The organism is Calothrix sp. CBUCES-K 9914 (assembly GCF_059640475.1).
In genome coordinates this window covers 61,236-82,034 of the sequence record NZ_JBXXZH010000010.1, presented here as the reverse complement: position 1 = coordinate 82,034, position 20,799 = coordinate 61,236, and the positions used below count along the sequence as shown (strand labels likewise).

Sequence of the window (20,799 nt, the reverse complement as noted above, 5' to 3'; positions counted from 1 at the left end):
CGCGAAACCCTTGATTTTTCAAGATTTTTAGGGAACGAATCAGCCCTGCGCGTGGAAGGGGGGCTAAGAGTTGTTTGCGTAATAGAGCTAAGAGTTGTTTGTGTAATAGAGCTAACACTATCGTTTCCTTTCTTGTTCCCCCCTTATTAAGGGGGGCTAGGGGAATCAAAATTGTCATCTACCATTAGTCATAAAACTCACCGTATAACAAAATAAAATTACCATCACAATCAGTCGATAAAGGAATAGGGTCAATCAATTCACCAACAAAATTACCGTTAGCATCAGTTAAACGAGAAGCCAAAAACCAAAAATTCCCATTTCGGCATTGAACAACCTTTCCACAATACAACAAACCAGTTGGGTCTGTTGGTTCCCCAATTAAAAATTTGTCAGTACTAAAACGAAATTTCCCCAAAGCATTATCAGCAACCATATAATGTATACCTGTAACAGGTCGTGCTTGCAACCGCTGGTTACGTGCTATCGAGTGCGATGTATCCAGAACAGAAAACATCAAATAATAACGGTTATTGATTTTTACTAAAGACGGAACTTCTAAGTCTCCAAACTCACCCGGCTCAGTTATAGGCGCCCCTACTTCCCACTTAATTAAATCATTTGAACGCGCGTAACCAATAACACCGCGACCATCCGGTTCTCCAGTAGCACAACGAGCAGTTACTAACATGTGAAAAAAACCATCTTCGTAAAACACCCAAGGGTCTCGCCAAGCTTGGTCATGCCAAATTGTTTTATCAAGTAGTTCATACCAACGGTCATCAGCACAAACAAGAGGATTATTTGGATGTTTTGTAAAATTCATTAAATCAGTTGATGTAGCAAGCCCAATACGTTGTATTAAGCCAGATTCACAACTTTTAATACCAGTGTAAAATAAATACCAAATATCTTCGTGCTTCAACATACTACCCGTCCAAGTACCATAATCATCCCACTCACCAGGCGCCCCTATATGTAAAACATCTGGCAAAACTTCCCAATTTGTTAAATCATTAGATACAGCATGACCAATTGATGTATTCCAATGCCGTAGTTTTTCATCAGATATTGACTTTGGCGCCTGCAAGTAAAAAATGTGAAAGGAATTATTATTATTATCCTCAACTATCCAAAAATCCCATAACCATTGGTCAGCAAGTTTTAAGCCCATTGATTTCTTGCACAATAAAAACAAGACACAATTTTATAGGTTCTAACATTGAAGTGAAATATGGTATTATTGAACTGCTTAAAAAATAATCTGTTTCCACAATAAATTAGAGTGCTATGCTCTCAGATTAAAAAGAAGGAAGTGTAGACGGTAAGATGGTAAAAGTGTCAAGGTCTAAAGAGTCCTCGTCGCACCACTCGAAAACCAACGTTGCTGTCAACATAGTCTGGGTAAAACCAGTTGCGAGAAGCAGAACGGCAGTCTCGCGGATAATTAATCCAAGAACCACCATGCAGCAGTCTTTGTAGTGCTATTTGATTATCATTATCGCTTTGACGGTCAAGAACATCTTTCCATGATTTGCTCAACCTTGAAACAATTCCTTGATTTTGCTCAAAGGATTTACTTTTTCTATCAGTCTGTCCTACCCATGCATTGCCGTTACTAGGTGCGGCTTCATAATTATCGTGGTAAGTATCTAAACACCATTCCCAAACTAGCCCATGCATATCATGTAAGCCGAAAGGGTTAGGGAGGAAGGTTCCGACCACTGTTGTTTTTCCTCTTTTCTCTCCTCTTGGTTCCGAAGCAAATGTACCTCTCGCATCATAATTTGCTAACTTGTCGGTAATTGTTTTTCCGAAATAGAAAGGTGTTGTAGTTCCAGCACGACATGCGTATTCCCACTCCGCTTCAGATGGAAGTCGATATAAGCGACCATTTTTTTGAGAAAGCCTAGCACAATACTCCATAGCATCATACCAGGAGACGCATTCAACAGGAAGATTATCGCCTTTAAAATAAGATGGGTCTAAGTTGAGGTCACGTTCAATTTTGGGTAATCCTGCGACCGCACGCCATTGTGCTTGAGTGATAGGATATTTACTCATGAAGAAACTTGGAATAGTAACTTCGTGTTGCGGACGTTCGTTTTCATATCCTTCTCCCTCTGGTGAACCCATCATAAATTTGCCACCAGAAATAGCGACCATTTCTAAAGTGGTATTATTACCTAAATATTCGATCAAATATTGAGCTTGGCGCCGTTCTTGCTTGATTTCTTCTCCGTGTCGATTTACAGTAATTACATTAAACTCAAATTTTGATAGTTGATGCGCTGAGTCATTAGAATTACAATCAACAAGTTTCTGAATCAAAGTGGTTAGACATCGCCAAACAAAACTTGGAAACGAAGATATATCTGTATCTGTATTGGGTTTTGTTATATAAACATCAGGTAACCACTGTGCTGGGAAATGTCCGGGTGGAGCATTTAAAGTATATTGAAGCTCAGTAAATAAGTCTAACCACGTGTTATCGACGTACCAACCTAAACGTTCTCCCCATTTAATAGCTGTTTCATTATCGTTTGTGGTTGTGCTGCTTACCTCTTGTAAAATACGTTTTTGTGCAGAAAAGCTGAAGCGTCCTTGAGTATAGGTTTCCCAAAGTTGGTCTATAGTGTTTAAATCCATACAAGGGAACTTAGCAATATCATCTGAGAATACAAATTGGTATTGGTTGGATAATAGTACTTTTCCTACTGCTTTGAGCATTACATTTGCTGTTTCTGCGTCTGCTTCTTGCCATTTTCCTGATGCTAGTAAGTTACGTAGATTGGTATAATCTACTCCTGTTTCAGAGATTAATTCAATTTTAGGTTGAGATATTTGGTCTAATTTCTGAGCAATATGAGCGTACACACCACCTAAACGTCGTAAAACTTGCGCTTTTAATTGTGCAAAGGGACGAATTTGGGTTTCGAGAGTATCATTGGTTTGAGATGAAGGTGTAAGTAAGCGCGCGTTAAATTCTGTTACTGATATACCAAGTTGTCCAGCTATATACTCGGATACCATATCAATAACTGAAGTTGTTTTGCTAATTGGTACAGAATCTAAAAGTAATTCTCGAACTCCCTCAATAAAATCGTATTCAATATAATTAAGGTTGTTATCTTGATGGACATTTGGTAGAGGTTTGAGTAATCCACTCATCAAAACTTCTGCTACGTGTATTTGTCCTGACTGAGGAAGTAGAGTTTGTTGAATTAACTGTATTACAGGTAGACTAATCGGAGCAGCAGCTATTAGTCCAGCTAATTTGCGTGCTATCGGTGAAGCTGTTGCACGAAACCTACTAACTAAGTGAGTCGTGTTGAGTCCTGAGTGTTGAGTGGTGGGGGGAGTTTTTACTGAGTTATTACAAGCAGAAAATTTGAATCCTGCTGTTGTTAAATTACCTGAACCTGCTAGTACTTTTGACCATATGTGTAACGGTTCAGGTTCTAAAGTAATAACAGGAATATAATTTTTGATTTTTGATTTTTGATTTTTGATTCCATAATTTAGTTCCAATTCCCCATTTGCTATTAACTTCGAGTTAGATACAGCAGGGTTGAGCGAATGTAGTTGAATAGGAATTTCTGATGCTAGCGCTGTGCGTTCCCAAAGGCGTTCGGGAAGTAGTTCTAATATGGTTACTAAACCTTTACGTCCCCATAAATCTAGAACCGGATGGATTAAACGGTTTCGCCAAGCTGGGGAAATACAATCAGTGATTAATAATATTAGACGTTGACCTTTGGGGTCGATTAGTACTTCTGGTTTATAAGGGGTTGTACTATAACTTCCGATACTGCTTTGTGGAAATAGCTGTATATTGTTGCCTGTTATTTCTAATTTCCAAGTTCTTACATCTCGGAAGGCACCATGATGTATTAATAATTTTTGCAGTTCGGTGATAGTTTGTTTCCAAATAGCAGTAGTACTCGTTTGCTCAACTACTAATGCTAATTCTAACCATCTTTGAGGAGCAGGTTTAAGGACTGGTGCCCAAATATCCGCTTCCGCAATACGGCAAACAGTGGCTTCTTCGTCGAGTATATTTTCTGTAGGAGAAGGAACTTTCCGCATTAAGGGACGCAGCGCGCGAGATAATGCAAGAGAATCTCGCAACGAAGAAGCTGCTGGTATTTTGATCGAAACAGTTTCTCTAGCTTCCCAAGTATTTGAAGAGGACTTGACGGTAGAGGGAAGAAAAACATTACTCACAGGTTCATTTGATTGGGAAGTTGGTGGTAACTCTGAAGTTTCTGTTGGGGATCGATCTTCTGAGAGTACCCCTTGCTCCCGTTGTTGCGTTGGAATTGATGGTTGCTGGTCGGTTGTAAGAGACTCATCAAGATGAACTGCTAACCAGAGAATTTCTGCTAATTCGCGCGCGCTTAGGTCGTATCCTGCTTGTTGTAAAATTTCAGAAATACGCTCAATCATATTCCTCCAGTCGCGTTTAAATATTGCAGCAAGCGTTCAATGAGTTGTGCTTTTCTTTCGTCTTTCTGGTTATTTTCATCATGAGAATCAACCATTGGCGAGTCGGAAGTATTATCTGTAGTGGTTAACATATATATTGCATTTAGCACTTGGTCTGTCGCCAAGTCTCCTTGGTTACGCCGTTGTATAAATTTTTCGATTATTGGCTGTGCTTTTTCAATAATATCATTACCCAAATGGGCTTTAACTATGGCTACTAATTCTTGAGGGGTTGGTTCGCGTAAATCTAATCTTAGACAACGACGTAAAAAAGCAGGTGGAAATTCGCGTTCACCGTTACTAGTAAGGATTATAAAGGGGAACGCCTGACACTGCACTTTCCCTTGCTTAATTGTTGTAGTTAGCTTATCACTAGTTTGTACAGTAATTTCTGAGAATAAGTCAGCTATTCTGCTTAATTCTGGAATTTCATATTGTCCTTCTTCAAAGATATTTAGTAAATCGTTGGGTAAATCTATATCGCTTTTATCGATTTCGTCGATTAATAGTACTTTGGGTTTTTGCGAGGGTAGTAAAGCTGTTCCCAAGGCACCTAACTTTATATATTTACCAATCTCAACTAAATTATCTTTACCGCTACCTTTAGCATCTTGCAATCGACCTATCGCATCATAACTATATAGTCCTTGCTGTAAGGTTGAGCGAGTTGTGATATTCCATCGCAATACATCACCCAATTGTAACTCTTTAGCCACTGCATAAGCTAAAGAAGTTTTTCCCGTTCCTGGTTTGCCTGTTACTAATAATGGGCGCCGTAAATATAACGCTGCATTAACTAACTCAACTTCCTCACCTTTAGCTTGATAAGTTGCACCGCGTTGTTCTTTGTCAAAGCAGCGCCAGTTTGGAGGTTCAGGAAGGCGTGTAATTCCATTATGAGGATTTTCGGGGTTGCCTTGAAAGATTTTCCAAGATGTCATGATGGCAGTGTGTATTCGATTTGCGGTGGTAGGACATTAGGATTTTCCCATAATAAAGAGATATGATGCCCGATGTGACTCTGCTTGTTTAAAGGAAAAGCTTCTAAACGTTTGGCTTTAACTCGTTCTGGTAGTTCGGCGATAGGGCATTGTAACAAATCATCAAGTTCAGATTGAATATTTAAATTTTGCAGTTCCTCCCTTATCCATAATGCAACAGGAATTGCCGTTTTGTTTATAACTTGAAAAACTTCTAACGAGGGACAATTTATTAATTTTAAAGCCAATGCGTTGTCTGGATTTAATATAGAATATAATTCTTGATGAGAAAAACCGTCACCAATTAGGAAACACTGAGGACAATTTTGCTTTTGTATAAACTCCCACTTATATACCCAATCATTTTTGTAGGGGTATTTAGCTAAACGTTTGCTAGAACGAATCAAAACTTTATATTCACTGCCTATTGGACAAGGTAGGTCTTCATCATCTGCTTGAATTTGCCATGCATCAATTGGTTCGTTAAGTAGTTCTTGAGGTAGAAAGAATTCAAGCGTTGTTTGACGACGAGATAAAGTTGGCTGCTCAGAAATTTGTATTAAAAGTGATTGTAATAAGCTAGGTATTTCTTTTAAAAAAAATACTTCTTGTTGTTCTTTTAGTTCTTCTTTAATAACTTGTAAATAACCTTCACCTGTTAAGCTGTCAAATTTTCCATTACTACCGTCAGGAATGAACCATGTAGAAACTATATAACGTCCTTTATATTGATTACTTGGTTGTAAAAAAACAAGAAAATAACTTGATATATATTTATGTTCTTCTTGTAATTTTTTTGTTTCTGTATTTGTTTTTGCAAGTAATTTGGAGAAGTAACTAATATGCTGTTCACCCCATTTCTTTAATTTATTGATTTCTCCAATCGGTAATTTACTACTGATATCCACTAACAAGTAAGCGATAAACTGTGCAGTAGTACTATAATCATTATTTCCTAAAGGCATATCTTCAAGGTTATCTAATACTTGCTGTAAGTTCAGAGGTAGTAAACTTTCTTCATTTAAAAGCCAATCTTCGGGACAGCAGCATTTGTATGCTATTTTTATTTGTTTGATAAAGTCTTTTTCTAAAGGAGCTAAAATTTGATATAATTCAATAATGGGTATAACTTTTTGCTGAACTAACTGTAAACTATAATTATCCTTGTTATCTCTACAAGCAGCTTCAATTAAATTAATTATTTTCCCTTCACTGTCAAGCTTTTTAACTAATTGGTAAACAACAATTTGATAATCAGATGCTAATGGTACATATGATTCCGCAATGTTTAATTCAAATTCCAGCATCATTACTAACTTTTCTTTTGTAGGAAAAGCTTCTATAAGGGCGCCGACTATTTTCTTTAAAATCTTTCCGGATATACTCATTGCTAGTTTATTAATATAGTTAACAATAACGTAAAATCTCTCTCAATACTACCTAGGCTTTGAAAATAGTTTGTGGTGATCCCCCTAACTCCCCACCCGGAAGGTGGGAATAAGAAAAAAGCAATAATCTTATTTTCCCTTATTACCATATTCAAACAAACCTTAGCCCCCCTTCCACGCGGGGGGTTGGGGGATCAACCGTATTTGTATACAAATTTGTTATATCTAATTCCGGAATATTTACTTACCACATGGGTTGACCGCTACGTATATCTTCAAGTAGACCTTGCTTTTGTAAACGCGCGCAAATTGTACTTATTGGTGTTCCTGCGTTGTAAGTGGGGTTCTTCCAGTCGGGGTCTCCGCTATGGTGCAGAGCAACTAGGTTCAAGTTTATATCGAAACATGGTGAACCAGAAGAACCTGGTTCAGTATTGGTTTTATATTTTACGGTTGTACGATTTTCGTTGATGCCAATAATTGCTTCGGTATCAAAAGCGAGTTTTAACGGTTGGGCGTTGGGATGCTGCACTATAAATAATGAAGTATTAGGCGAAAAGTCGTAGAACTGTGTAGGTAATTCTATCCACCCGCGCGCTGGAGAGTCAGGAACAGAGTTTTGAGCAACAGTTTCTTCTCCGGGAGTTCCATCTACTCGTAATAATGCATAATCTAGTTCATCAGGAGTTGGTAGAAGATTTTCAGTGTAAGAACTTTTATCAATTAGCCAGTCGTCTTCTACTAATTTGTACTCAGTTCCTTGGTTGAGAACTTTATTGTCAGCTTGTTTGTAGTCGAAACGCAATATTACACTACTGGGAGTTGCTTTGCCTGAATCTATTGGTTCAACTACATGGTAATTTGTCATTATTACATTTGGCGCAATTAGGAAGCCTGTACCAAATTCTTTTTTATTATTTGTAGGAACTTCAATCCGACATACTTGTGTTTCTATTTTTCCTAACTTCTCTCGCCATGTATTAATATCGAGAAAAGTATTTGTCTTTTTTATTAGTCTTTCTAAGGCACCTCTTGCTGCTAATTCTGGTGGCATAGATACAGCAAGATTAAATTCTTGGGCAAAGGCAAATAATATTGGGTTATGAGGATTTGATTCACGGGCACCAGTAATTAGTTTATCAGTCCACCCTTCTGCTTCTGCCGCTTGAATTAATTTAAATACTATTTCCTTTAAGTCGGCGCCCATTGCAATAACGTTAAGGTTTTTCCCAAATTGATATTTTACTAATTCAGTAAGTCTTTGCTGAGATGGAAAAGCGTTGAGCAAAGCTTCGGTAAACTGCTTATACTGGGTTCCTGTCAGTTTCATTTCTTACATTATTACTAATTTATAATCTTGTTTGTAACAAATAAACCATCCGTTACATCCGTTACATCCGTTGCCAGGTTTATTCCTGAAGTATCTCGTACCAAAATGAGAGGTCTTTGATATGGTGAGAATCAGATTTAGGATGGCGCCCAATACCAAAGTTGTCTCTGTTTTGTAGCCAGGAGGTACGATATAAACCGATTGTATCACCTGTTATTTTACGTAAAACTTGGTATGTCGCGTTGCCTATTACTGATGCGGCGCCTAATGCCCCTGTTATTGTTGCGACTTGTGGCGCCGCAATAGCTAGTCCAAGTAAAGTTGCTGTGGCACCTTGAAATTCTGTAGATTTAAATTGTTCGTTAAGCAATGTCGCTAAGTCGTCAGAGTCTTTGCGGTCGCGAGATACTGTAATAAAAATATCTAAGAAATGTAATGCTTGACCGTAGAAAATTAGTAAACCATTTTCACCTGTGGATAAGCGGTCACCACTTCTAACTCCGGGAAAACGGAAGGTTTGCGGTGTGTAAATACTAGTTTGTTCTCCTGGTGTGGCGTTACCGTGTAAAACTAGCACATCTAAACGCATTTCGGCATCACCAAACCATTTTTTTGTATCCCAAATAAAAATATCTTGGAGTCGAATTGCGAGATTTACTGGTTCTGATATACTGGCTGATTCTCGACTAATGCCTCGACTGACGGATTCTTCTTGACTATCAAGGGCTACGGTTTCATCAATTAACCATTCTTGTTGAACCATTTATAAATTTTTAATTAAAAGTACAGCGTAAATTTTATCATAAGGGAGTAGGGCGGTTTTATTCTCCAAAAGTATAGTACTAGATAAATAATCCCCCCTTTCTTATTCCCCCCTTATTAAGGGCGCTAGGGGGGATTAAAAGTTCTTTATATTGTTGTAAATATTTTGTATCCTGGCATTAATAAATCTATACTGTAGGTGATAGCTTTCATGTTTATTGATCCCCCCAACCCCCCTTAATAAGGGGGGCTAAGAAAGTGTAAGTTAGTTTGGACTTTGTTCTGGCATCATGCATTTGTCGGAGTCACAACCTGCGGGGCCTGCTTCTGACATTTCGCCAAAGTCGTATTTTCTTAAAGCGCTATAAAAATCATCGGTGTTACGGCGCCTTTCGACTTCTTGGCTTAGTTGTTCGTATTTGTCTTTTGATATTGGCTCAAACGGTAAGCGGGGGAAGGTTTGCAGGTCGTCGAAACGCGCGAGTAATGCAGCGCTGATGTATCCTTCGTCGTCGCGGATGGCTTCGTATATGCGGGTGCCAAGAATTTCGATTTCGTTTTCTCTTAATTCAATGGTGGCTGATGTATTGTGTGTGACATAGGATTTTTGCACCTGCATGTAAAAATCTGTTTGTGCCAAGGCATTGAATTTACTGATATCGATTTGGTCGGCGCCTGGTATATCAGCCCAAGATACTGCAACGGGTATTTCTACTAGCCATTCTGTACAACGTGGGTCGAATGGGTCGTTCAGCAAGTTACCGTTTTCGTCTTTGTCTGATTGCGAAGGCACAATTGGATACCCATAGTCTAAACAAGCTAAAGCTACAGGGTCATTTTTACGACATGTGATACGGCGAATAAAACGCTGGGCTTTGGGTGGGTGCCAACCTGGAGAGGCACCTGTAAGTAAGGATTTTGTGCCGCTAGGTTGAACGGTTGTACAGCGGTTTGGACGTTTTAAACCGTGTTTGTCACAGTATTCCCATACTGCTTTATGAACGATATTTTTCCAGCGAGTTAGATATGATTGTTCTTCGGCTTTAAATATCAAACCTTGGGATGTTTCTGGGCGCCCTTGTTCCCACCAACGTAACCAGTCAACACCAAATGCATGAACAAAGAAGTCGAATAGTCCAGTAAAGGAAACACCAACAATAGGGTCGAGTTCACGACTATATTGATAGCGTGGTTCTTGGAATTTGTGGTGTAACAGTGCTGCTACAGATAAAGCGGCTGCTGTAAAAGCTTCTTCTTGCTCTTTATAATTATCAGGGTCGAGTAAATTTAAATGTACCTCTGCTAAGTTACAAAAGAAGTTAGAACCAATAATCTCACCACATGGGTTTAAACCGAATCTTCCTAAACGATGCTCTAATTCATTGTCATCTATATTAGGATAACGTTCTTGCAACCACTGTTTTGCTTGCCCTTGGGAGTAGGCTTTGAGAAAATCTATTTTTAGCTCTCTAGTTGATAGTAAGTCACAATTGGAACGCGCTACTGCTTCACCCGCCCATTGAATAGCGCCTTCTCCACTGTAATATTGCTTACGTACTGCATCAATACATTCTTCTTTAGTTGGTTTGTAGTGAAATACGCGGCTATGGTTTGCCATGCGTAATGCATCACGTTCTGGGTCAATACGCCAGTTACCTTCTGCGTCTTGCTGCCACAGGTTTGCTTTGGCATCAGCAAATAAAGCATCATCACTGGCGCCTTGACGAATCCCAGCTGAACGTCTAATATTTCCGGCTACTATACATACAGCAGCTTGGTCAATTAATAAACAGCATTCAACAGAGTTTAATTGTCTACCTATTGCTTTATTGAGAATTGAAGCACAGTTTGTATAAAGTTCAGTCAATTTTACAGGATTTGCAACACCACCAAATCCTTTTAGTGTTTCACCTGCTTTACGAACATCGCTAAGGTCAACTATAACTTTTACTTCGTCTGTAAAACGCGCGTCGGTGGAGAGTTCAAGTAAAGTTTGATATGACTTAACCCAACCAATACGACTGTCGCCTACATATATAGTTACTTGATTTGCTTCGCGGAGTACTTCTGTTTCTTCACGCCGTTGTTCTATAGGAGTGGCGCCTATTTCTCCCTGTAATATTACATTTAGCTTATTGCGAATTTGTGGCAGCTTCTTGATATACTTCGGTTCTAGGATGGCGCCAGTTCCACATCCCATCATTGCTAAATCCATCATTAACCCGAAGGCTTTCCAATCTTCTAGGTTAGTTGAAGTGCAATTATACCCTCCAGAGAAGTTTGTAGGTTTTTTTATCCAGTCGGTTCCACCTACCCACAACCAGCGTCCACTAGGTAATGCCTTTATACTACGCTCCATTTTGGTCAGGAGTTCCGCTTCTTGGGGTGTTAACTTACCTAATTCAACTAAACTATTAATAGTACGTTCGCACACCTTATCCCAGCTTTCCCGCATCCCTAGCTCGTTACGACGGCTATAGGTTCTAAAAAATACGGGGTTTGCAGCAGGGGCTGTAACTGGAAATTTTGCACTCTGGGGTTTACGCTCAAGCTCTCGAACCATAAAACAAGTCTTGCTTCTTTCAGACGTTTCTTCACAGATTAAGACTATACGTTAACTAGCGCTGCGAAAAAAGGATTGCCAAATATGGGATATTACGCTCTACCTTATAAATACTCGTTCCCATGTAAAATAAATATTTGTTATGGCACTTGCTCCTTGGCATCAAACTCTCACTGGTGTACTACATCGTAATCGTAAACAACCTTATTCTCGTTACTTTCAACTCGCTACTGTCCAAACGGACGGATATCCTACTAATCGTACAGTAGTCTTTCGCGGTTTTCTAAATAATACAAGCCAGTTGAAAATAATTATTGATAGTCGGAGTCAAAAAATTGACCAGATACACCATCAACCTTTTGCAGAAGCTTGCTGGTATTTTACAGAAACGCGCGAACAATTTCGGCTCGCTGGAAAGTTAACACTCATAGGCGCCGACTATAATGATGCGGAACTTCAAAAAGCGCGCGTGTCAACTTGGCAAGAATTATCTGATAATGCGCGCGTTCAATTTGCTTGGGCACATCCAGGTAAAGAGCGAGCGACCAGCGAAGCATTTGCACCACCACTACCCGATGCAATGAATCCTTTACCCAACTTTTGTTTATTGTTGCTCGACCCGGTAAAGGTTGACCATTTACAGTTACGGGGAGAACCGCAAAACCGCTACTTATATACGCGCGATAATTTAGGAAATTGGACTTGTATAGAAATTAATCCTTAACTCCTAACTTGCACATTCAAAAAATCCATATATAGTAAGGGTTCCAAAAAATGTGCAAGTTCCATATTTTACTGGAGCGTTTACGGCGCCAGTCGGAGGCTTATATCTTGCACCTACACTCTAGAAGGGTGGGACTATACGAACAAAGCCTGCCTACGCAGACTAATAACCCTAATTTTTCGTATTGTTGAGAAAAATATATGTTTATTAAAACAATTAAAAATGAGTATTAATACGTTGGTGCAAGATGTGAGTTAAGGGATTTAAAAAAATTTAATTCTATGCATGAATGACGATTTACTTCTAATACTTCAATTAAAATATTAATCGCTGTTTGATTACCTGGGTGAATACTTAAAAGAGTGTTAGCCGTAAATTTTCTCTGTGTACTCTGTGACTCTATGGTAAAATTTTTTCAGACAAATTTACGTAGAGACGCGATTAATCGCGTCTCTACAACGTGAATTTAAACAAATAATTGATTTTACCTTTAACGCAAATTATTCAATCAACCAGCCAAATAACTCACCTACAGTTAACTGAAACGCATCAGCAAAAGATGGTACAGGAAGTAACTGGTCTTTTTCATCAAAAATTTCAACTAATCGGTCAGGTAAATATATCAATACAGACTCTTCACCTGGGTCGATTAGCCATCCCATTTTCGTTTTATATTTTAAGCAATGAGATATATTTTTCGTCACTTTAGTTTGGCTTTGTTCAGGTGACAAAATTTCAATTGTCCAGTCGGGTGCTATCGGAAAGATGTTTTGCACTCGACCATTAGGTTGACGAGGTATTCGCTCCCATAAAAACACACTAATATCTGGTACAACCGAGCGTCCACCAAATGTACAGCGAAGTTCTGTGTAAGCGCGCGCTATCTTCTGAGGTTTGAGAGCAATATTAATAGTGCTAGCTAGTTCAGTTTGAATAGTGCTGTGTTCTCCCTGTGGCATTGGCTTTTGAATTATTTGACCATCAATATATTCGCTTGCAGGTTCAGTCTCTGGAAGTTGCAGAAACTCTTCTAGCGTCAAAGGTTTAGCGGGCGTTTGTACCATTGTATTTCACCTTCTTGACTTGGGGAGTCATAATCAATATATTAGCTAGTTGTAAAAACTTAAAGTGGCGCCGCTACGAGTTAGACTTGCTTTAATGTTGCCAAGCATAGCAAAAATTAACATAACTCATGTTTTGGGCACAATAATAAATCAGGTTATAAATAGCTTCATAGCGATAAGAAGCATTATTATAAGTAGATTTATTTAAATGACTTTTCAAGCTTTTAACAAATTGTGGCAAGTGTTGAGGTTGTAAGACACAGGTTAATTTATCAGATAGTTCTATAAGCTGAGAGTTATAAGAGAAATATTGGCAAGGACTAATACTATTTTCTTCTTCGTATTCCGGCGCCAAAGAGTCTTGAAACAACTCCAAGTAAGATTTCATCATTGTATCAATTACATGTTTATAATTTTGGTTGTTTTTGATTGACTCCAAGTATCTAAAAGCCTGAGACATATTATCTGAATGAAAGAATTTGTGTGACGAAGCTAAATCAATTAATTTATCAACAACTTGGTGATGGTAGTGACCAGCTTGTAATAAAATATTTTTAGTTCTTTCACAAGCCCATTCACAGCGATTAAATTCTAATACTTCAAAAAGAATATTAACTGCTGTCTCATTACCTGGGTCTATATTTAAAAGAGCATTAGCAGCACTAAGACAAATATTGTCACCTCGGTTTTTTTGTAGAAACGTGATTAAAGCGTTAATTATTCTATCACGTCCTAATACATCACCTTTGAAATCAAGATATCTCAAAAAATTAATGGCATTATAGCAATCATCTTTACTCAGACTTTCCTGTATACTAAAAATTAAAGTATCAATACAAGTTTTATGTGCTGAAGCGCTTGCATCAAGATTTTTAGCAACAGCGTAAAAGAAGCCTCTATTTTCATGAAGTTTTTGTGTTGCAGTTAAAACAGCAACAGTATCTTCATGGTTTGGATAAAATTGCAAGAGATATCTAAAAGCTTTATTATCAAGATGTGAACTTTCTGTTTCTGTGATAATTTCAATTAGAGTTTGTCTTGCTGCTTGATTCCCAACATCCAATTTAGCTAGATAAAACGCGCAAATTAGGCGAACATCTTCTAATTCAGATGCTAGCTTGTGAGATAATATCTTGATAACAGGTTGAAAATTAAAGTTAATTTCTAACAAGTTATGCATAATCACACTAATTAGATTATAATCATTAGTGGTATGTAAAATCTTAACAATAGCTTTTTGTGCAACTAAATTATGTGGGTTTAGCTCCCATAATGTGATTGCTGTTTTAAAGTAATCATTATCATTATGGCAAGCATTATTGTTCAATCGGTCAACGAGAACTCTGATAGCTTGTTGATTACTGGAAGCTATGGCGCCTAAAGCTGTGATAGTATTCCAACAAAGAGATACATTCGATGTTTTGGTTAGAAAACTTATTAAAGCTTGGACTACATTTTCGTTACCATGACCTATACTTGCCAAGCTATCAATTATTCTTTGCTGCGTATGTTCGTCTTTACTAACATCGAGCAATAGAATTAATGCAGCAATGGCAGTTTTATTGCCTACATCAAGTTTTCCTAACTCCACAGCAGCTTGTCTCAGTGTTACCCGACTTGTAGTTGTGTGCAGTAAATTTGTAAATGCTGCAATAACTCGTTGCTTGTCAGTGACTTTTAATGCTTCTCTTGCTGCTCGTCGTAATGGTTTGGGTATTATTTGCCAGCCAAAGTAAACATAGCTCCAGTTGAGCAATTGATTTACAATTACATCACTGTAACAAGATGGGAAGTAACTTAAAGCTTCGGCAGCTAGAAAGTACGTGCGGTATTGGTAAAAGTCTCCACAATTATCATCAAACTTAATAAGCCCTTTGATAAACTCATCTTTCTGTACGTTGGAAATATCATCTCGACTAAACCAATTCAGAATTTCGGCTTTGCTGTTTGGTTCAAAGACACGGTAAGTACTTTGTTCTAAATTACCAGGAATGTGATTGAAGAAGCGTTTGTATTCATTCATCGCCTCCTTCCCACCAAATCTGTGGGGTGCTAACGACTTGTAAGAATGATATTAATCGTAATTTCTAAATTGTGCAAGTAGTTGAAGTAGCGGTTCGTATCATTAATTTTGGGGAGTATTCTCTTCTTACCTCTTACTTTGTGTCCTTTGTGCCTTTGTGGTTCATTTCTCTCTCAGTGTACTCTGTGTCTCTATGGTAAAATATATATTACTGTACAGGCGATACACTTATGCAACAAGTGGATTTAACCACAAAGACACAAAGTACACAGTAACCCTATTAAAAATTTAATATATATTTTACTTTCTTTCTTTGCGTACTTTGCGTACTTTGCGGTTCGTTTTTCTAACACATCGGTAATAAAAATATATGTCACTGCACAGTCCATAACCACACAGGCGGGGACGCCTGTGCTACAACATACCAAATTTAAATTCCTGAACCGTCGAGAAATTCTTCGATTATTTTATTGTTGAGGCGACAGGATTCTCCCATACTGGTTTTTGGGTCATCAAATGTTTGATTATTTACACCTGCATATGCAAATACGGGTACATTATCCGGCGCCAAGTCTTTGTTTTGTGCTTGTTTTAACTCTGTTACTTGTTGTTCGAGTTGCTCAAGTCTGTCTACTAACGCTCGAATTACTTGGGCTTCAGCATCTGGTAAACTAGCATGTTCGAGTGGATTTACGCGCACACCTGAGCGATATACAATACGTCCTGGTACACCTACTACGGTACAGTCAGAGGGAACATCGCGTAATACAACAGAACCGGCGCCGATACGAACGTTGTTACCAATTTCAATATTACCTAAAACTTTGGCGCCTGTACCAACAACAACGTTTTCACCGATAGTCGGGTGACGTTTACCAGTTTGTTTACCTGTACCACCAAGCGTAACACCTTGATAAATCAGCGCAAAATTACCGATAATCGCTGTCTCTCCTATTACTACACCCATGCCGTGGTCGATAAATACACTTTGCCCGATAGTGGCGCCGGGATGTATTTCAATACCCGTCAAAAAGCGGGCAATATGCGACATGAAGCGCGGTATAAAGGGAATATTTAGGCGGTATAATCGATGTGCAAGTCGATGAAAGAGCAGTGCTTGCAAACCGGGGTAACAAAATATTACTTCTAACCAGTTACGTGCAGCAGGGTCGCGCTCAAATATAATGCGAAAGTCGGCTAGGAGTGTAGATAACACGTTTTTTACATCCTCGTTTTGGCAAAATAGCTCTATCTTAATATTATAGTTTTTTGGCGTCATCTCCCCTTAGTCGATAGATAAGGAGTATGAGTGCTGAGTAGAAAGTGCTGAGTACTGAGTTAAAAGTTAGAATACTCAGCACTCAGAACTCAGCACTCAGCACTATTGATGAAATTTGGTCATTTCAAATAACTGTTTGGCATTATTACCAAGAAAGCCATCAAACAGTTCTCGTTTATTTTCAACCTCTACTATATACCTCTGGGCGATTTCGTAGTAAGCGTAAGTCCAAGGAATTAATACCTCTTGGTTGGTTTCATCTCTAACTGTAACTAACTCAGTAACTGCTTGCGTTGCCGTTTGCCGTAAACCAACGCTTTCTACCCCTTCTATTTCCGCTTTCATTGGAACTCCTAAGTTCGCTAATGCGTTTGCGGTGGTTTCTATATCCGGATATTTGGGAGTGTTTTGACGGTTAACGTATCCTGTAAAGTGGTTCACTGCGTACCCGTGCAACAGTACCCATGCTCCGTATTGACTTATTTGGTTTACTTTTTCTACACAAGAGGAATATGGTGGTTGCCACGGACGAGTAAATATTTCTGTTGGGTCATTATCAGGTGCCGCTTCAAAGTTGCTAAAGTATTCAAGATTAGCGCTCTTTACTGTGTCATATATTAATGTAGCTATGTCTGATGGTAGTTCGGATACTATTAGTTCGCTGATAAATAATTTTGGTAGGTTATATTCTTCTTGTTGAGGATGACGGTAGTAACGCGCGTAAAGGTGGTTTGCAAATAAGTACTCGTCTGCTGCTTCGTAACCAAATGTACGCAGGATTGGCTCGAATATTTTTATACCTAGATTTATTTTACCGTTATTGGTGTCGATGTTTAACCGCAGTGAACGAAACGCAATATGGTCATTCGCTACTGTTCCATGCGAAGAAGTTATCATGTCTTGATATACGCGCGCTCCGTTGACTCTTGTTACGTATTGGCGCCATAGTATATTCCAGAAGTTGGTGATATATGCGGGATAAGTCATATTATTTTATGGGTAGTTCGATTATAAATTCTGTTCCTTGTTTTGGTGTGGAGTTACAGTATAATTTACCTTTGTGTTGTTCTACTATGATTTTATAGCTGATTGATAGTCCTAGACCTGTTCCTTGTCCTACTGGTTTTGTTGTGAAGAAGGGGTCGAAGGATTTTGATATTACTTCTTCGGTCATTCCAACTCCGTTATCAATTATGTATATGTTAATATATTTATCAATGTCTTTTTCTATGAGTTTTGTTGAAATATTTATTTTTGGTGTTTGCTGATTTTCTAATGCGTCGATAGCGTTGTTCAGTAGATTCAAAATAGCTTGATTAAGTTGCCCAGGATAACATTCTATAAAAGGTAGTTCAGAGTAGTTTTTGATTATTTCGATTTTTGGACGTGTCTCTGTTGCTTTGAAACGACTTTGCAAAATAATTAACGAACTATCAATTCCTTCGTGAATGTTTACTGTCTTGATTTCAGATTCGTCTAAACGTGAAAAATTACGTAATGAAAGAACTATATCCCGAATACGAGTAGTTCCTGTTTGCATTGACTGAAGACTTTTATTTAAATCTTCGAGCAGGAAGTCAAGGTCTATATCAATAATTGCTTCTTGGATTTTTTGAGGTGGGTTAGAAAACTCTGTTTGGTATAATTCTAGTAGTTTGTAAATATCTGTTATATAACTTTTTGTACAAGCTATATTACCGTGTATGAAGTTGACAGGATTATTAATTTCATGAGCTATCCCTCCTACAAGTTGTCCTAAAGAAGACATTTTTTCGCTTTGAATTAATTGTGCTTGGGTTTGTTTTAGTTCTCGCAGTGTGGTATTTAAATCTTGGTTTTTTAAATGTAGTGCTTGAGTTCGTTCATAAACCTTCTGTTCTAAAGTTTGACGATATTCTTCTTGAGTTTTGAGCAAATTTCCTACTCGTTCCAACAACTGGTTAATCACACGTGCTAAAACTCCTACTTCATCTTCGGTAATAATTGGCACTTTCAAACTAAAATCTGATTCTTTTGTAATTTTATCGGCAGTTTGTGTTGCCAATTGTAAAGGATATGCTATCGCGCGACTAATATATATAGATAAAATCATTGCTAAACAAAGTGATAATACCATAATTGCCGCAGTAATTAGTAAACGTAACTGATCGACTTTCTTATGGGCGGTTTTATTTACTTCGTAGTCTTTGTATACTTCTGATTTTAATGACGCTAAATCATCAGAAAAATTATTTAGTTCTATTGCTATAGGGGTATTGACAAAATTGATAACTTTAATTTTGAGCAAATTATTATCTTTAAATTGTTTATCAAGACTTACCTCATTTACAAATCTGTCAACTTCTTCCATGTACAACTGTGGAATTTGTTCGTATTTATGAATGATTTTTTTTAAACGTGCTAGATGTTGATGTTCATGTTCATCATAATCATGGCTTTTACTAAATATTTCGGTCAAATTTTGAAAATCTTTCCATTTAGTTTGAAAATTTTGTTTATGTTTTAAAAAAGCTTGATAGTTATCAGATAAAGCTTTTGGTTGATCTAATAGTGATGCAAATAAAAGCTGATGTTTTTGAACTTCAGCAGATTGAAATACTAAGTCATTAATTATTTCTAATTCTTCAACGCTATCTTTTTGGTGTTTAAGCACTGCTTGATACTGCTTATCTACTGCTATAAACCCAATCGAAGTTCCAATAATTGTAATCGCAATCGTTATGGCATAACCAATGCCTATCTTTTGACTTACTTTTAGACGACTTAGCCATTTAGTAACTGCATGGTTGGAAACAAAATTAGCTGGAGGCATGGGAAGATAACCTTATATCCGAAAAATAGGCGCCTTTTTTTGAATTAACTCTATAGTTCCCATTTATCCAAGCTTTATATCAGAAGAACGCTAATTATCTTAAAATTTGGCTAAGAATATTGATGGCAGCATGAATTTGTGTACTGTCAATAACTAATGGGGGACAGAAACGAATAGCAGCTTTTCCGCAACCCAGTAACAGCAACCCGTGATGAAAAGCTTTTTGGACGATGTTATCACGTAGTTCCTTACTTAAATTACCTTCCGAGTCTAATATATCAACTGCTACCATCAATCCTTTCCCGCGCGGTAATGATAACTGTGGAACCTGTTGGTGTAATTTAAATAAACCAGCTTGTAATAGCTCTCCCATCTGGGTTGCATTATCCATCAATTCATTTTCAAGTAACCGTAATGTTGCGATACCCGCAGCACATGCAACTGGATTACCTCCAAATGTGGTAGCGTGAGAACCGGGTTTCCACGTCATTATTTCCGCACGGGCAATAATAGCACCCAAAGGTAAACCGCTAGCGATACCTTTAGCTGTAGTAATAATATCCGGTGCCACGTGCCAATGTTCGATAGCAAACAATTTACCAGTACGTCCCATCCCTGACTGGACTTCATCGACTATCATCAAAATACCGTGAAAGTCGCATATTTCACGGATACGTTGTAAAAACCCGTCTTCTGGAACAATATAACCACCTTCACCTTGGATAGCTTCTACTATAATTGCGGCAACTTCATTCGCTGGTAATATCGTTGTAAATAATTGTTCCAAATAATCTAAACTGGCGTGAGTACCATAAGGTATATGAGTAACTCCTGGTAACAAAGAACCAAAATTTGCTCTTTGTACAGTTTTAGAACCAGTTAATGACATCGCTCCATAAGTACGTCCATGAAAGGCGCCTAAAAATGCCACTATTAAATTACGTCCAGTATAATAACGCGCGAGTTTTATGGCGCCTTCATTTGACTCGGTGCCGGAATTACTGAAAAATACTTTTGTCGGGTAAGGTGGCATTTTCACTGCCAACATTTCAGCCAACTCAATCATTGGCTCATAGTAAAAATCAGTACCAGACATATGCAGTAAATTTGCTGACTGGTCTTGAATTGCCCGCACGACTTCAGGATGACAGTGACCTGTTGAAGTAACAGCAATACCTGCAGTCATATCAAGAAACACATTACCATCAACGTCTTCCACCATACACCCTTCACCTCGCGCGACTACAAGCGGATAGTCACGGGTGTAAGAACTCGATGTTACTGCATGGTCACGTTCTACTAATGCTTTCGCGCGTGGTCCTGGTAATGAAGTCAATAACTTAGGCAAACGTGGCAATGTACTAACAGGTATACTTAACATTACTT

Annotated in this window: 14 protein-coding genes; 1 reads left to right on the top strand and 13 read right to left on the bottom strand. The window is 38.1% G+C overall.

Features of this window, described 5'->3' with window-relative positions:
* Positions 1–184: 184 nt before the first annotated feature.
* The 7 genes from AC2JBO_RS03965 to nrdJ all read right to left on the bottom strand — a co-directional run bounded on the left by AC2JBO_RS03965 (position 185) and on the right by nrdJ (position 11,511).
* Positions 185–1,174 carry a hypothetical protein gene (locus AC2JBO_RS03965; RefSeq protein WP_496952325.1) on the bottom strand — a complete coding sequence of 330 codons (990 nt, stop codon included), beginning with the start codon at positions 1,172–1,174 and terminating at the stop codon, positions 185–187.
* A 167-nt stretch (positions 1,175–1,341) separates the two neighbouring features.
* Positions 1,342–4,449: an SAV_2336 N-terminal domain-related protein gene (locus AC2JBO_RS03960; protein ID WP_496952324.1), complete on the bottom strand. Its 3,108-nt coding sequence runs from the start codon at positions 4,447–4,449 to the stop codon at positions 1,342–1,344.
* Positions 4,446–5,429, bottom strand: coding sequence for an AAA family ATPase (locus tag AC2JBO_RS03955; protein WP_496952323.1), 984 nt, complete (start codon positions 5,427–5,429; stop codon positions 4,446–4,448). The genes AC2JBO_RS03960 and AC2JBO_RS03955 overlap by 4 nt, the downstream gene beginning before the upstream one ends.
* On the bottom strand, positions 5,426–6,856 hold the full coding sequence (locus AC2JBO_RS03950; RefSeq protein ID WP_496952322.1) for a VMAP-C domain-containing protein: 1,431 nt from the start codon (positions 6,854–6,856) through the stop codon (positions 5,426–5,428). The genes AC2JBO_RS03955 and AC2JBO_RS03950 overlap by 4 nt, the downstream gene beginning before the upstream one ends.
* Before the next feature lie 244 nt (positions 6,857–7,100).
* Positions 7,101–8,186 carry an effector-associated domain EAD1-containing protein gene (locus AC2JBO_RS03945; RefSeq protein WP_496952321.1) on the bottom strand — a complete coding sequence of 362 codons (1,086 nt, stop codon included), beginning with the start codon at positions 8,184–8,186 and terminating at the stop codon, positions 7,101–7,103.
* A 79-nt stretch (positions 8,187–8,265) separates the two neighbouring features.
* The gene (locus AC2JBO_RS03940) at positions 8,266–8,949 is read right to left on the bottom strand and encodes a hypothetical protein (protein WP_496952320.1); all 684 of its coding nucleotides are present in this window, start codon (positions 8,947–8,949) and stop codon (positions 8,266–8,268) included.
* A 264-nt stretch (positions 8,950–9,213) separates the two neighbouring features.
* Complete coding sequence (gene nrdJ / locus AC2JBO_RS03935; RefSeq protein WP_496952319.1) at positions 9,214–11,511, bottom strand: ribonucleoside-triphosphate reductase, adenosylcobalamin-dependent; 2,298 nt, start codon at positions 11,509–11,511, stop codon at positions 9,214–9,216.
* 142 nt (positions 11,512–11,653) lie between these two features.
* On the opposite strand from nrdJ, the gene AC2JBO_RS03930 reads away from it, so the two are divergent.
* A complete protein-coding gene (locus AC2JBO_RS03930) occupies positions 11,654–12,235 on the top strand; it encodes an Npun_F5749 family FMN-dependent PPOX-type flavoprotein (RefSeq protein ID WP_496952318.1) in 582 nt (193 codons plus the stop codon).
* Positions 12,236–12,735: 500 nt separating this feature from the next.
* Here AC2JBO_RS03930 and AC2JBO_RS03925 read toward each other — a convergent pair whose 3' ends face one another.
* The 6 genes from AC2JBO_RS03925 to AC2JBO_RS03900 form a co-directional block, all read right to left on the bottom strand.
* On the bottom strand, positions 12,736–13,299 hold the full coding sequence (locus AC2JBO_RS03925; protein ID WP_496952317.1) for a Uma2 family endonuclease: 564 nt from the start codon (positions 13,297–13,299) through the stop codon (positions 12,736–12,738).
* A 91-nt stretch (positions 13,300–13,390) separates the two neighbouring features.
* Positions 13,391–15,322, bottom strand: a complete 1,932-nt coding sequence (locus AC2JBO_RS03920; RefSeq protein ID WP_496952316.1) for a HEAT repeat domain-containing protein — start codon at positions 15,320–15,322, stop codon at positions 13,391–13,393.
* 430 nt (positions 15,323–15,752) lie between these two features.
* On the bottom strand, positions 15,753–16,538 hold the full coding sequence (gene cysE, locus AC2JBO_RS03915; RefSeq protein WP_496952327.1) for a serine O-acetyltransferase: 786 nt from the start codon (positions 16,536–16,538) through the stop codon (positions 15,753–15,755).
* A gap of 165 nt (positions 16,539–16,703) precedes the next feature.
* Positions 16,704–17,588 (bottom strand): DUF1338 domain-containing protein, encoded by an 885-nt coding sequence (locus tag AC2JBO_RS03910; RefSeq protein WP_496952315.1) that lies wholly within the window; start codon positions 17,586–17,588, stop codon positions 16,704–16,706.
* Position 17,589: 1 nt separating this feature from the next.
* A complete protein-coding gene (locus AC2JBO_RS03905; protein WP_496952314.1) occupies positions 17,590–19,413 on the bottom strand; it encodes a sensor histidine kinase in 1,824 nt (607 codons plus the stop codon).
* 94 nt (positions 19,414–19,507) lie between these two features.
* On the bottom strand, positions 19,508–20,794 hold the full coding sequence (locus AC2JBO_RS03900) for an acetyl ornithine aminotransferase family protein (protein ID WP_496952313.1): 1,287 nt from the start codon (positions 20,792–20,794) through the stop codon (positions 19,508–19,510).
* Between the last annotated feature and the right edge of the window lie 5 nt (positions 20,795–20,799).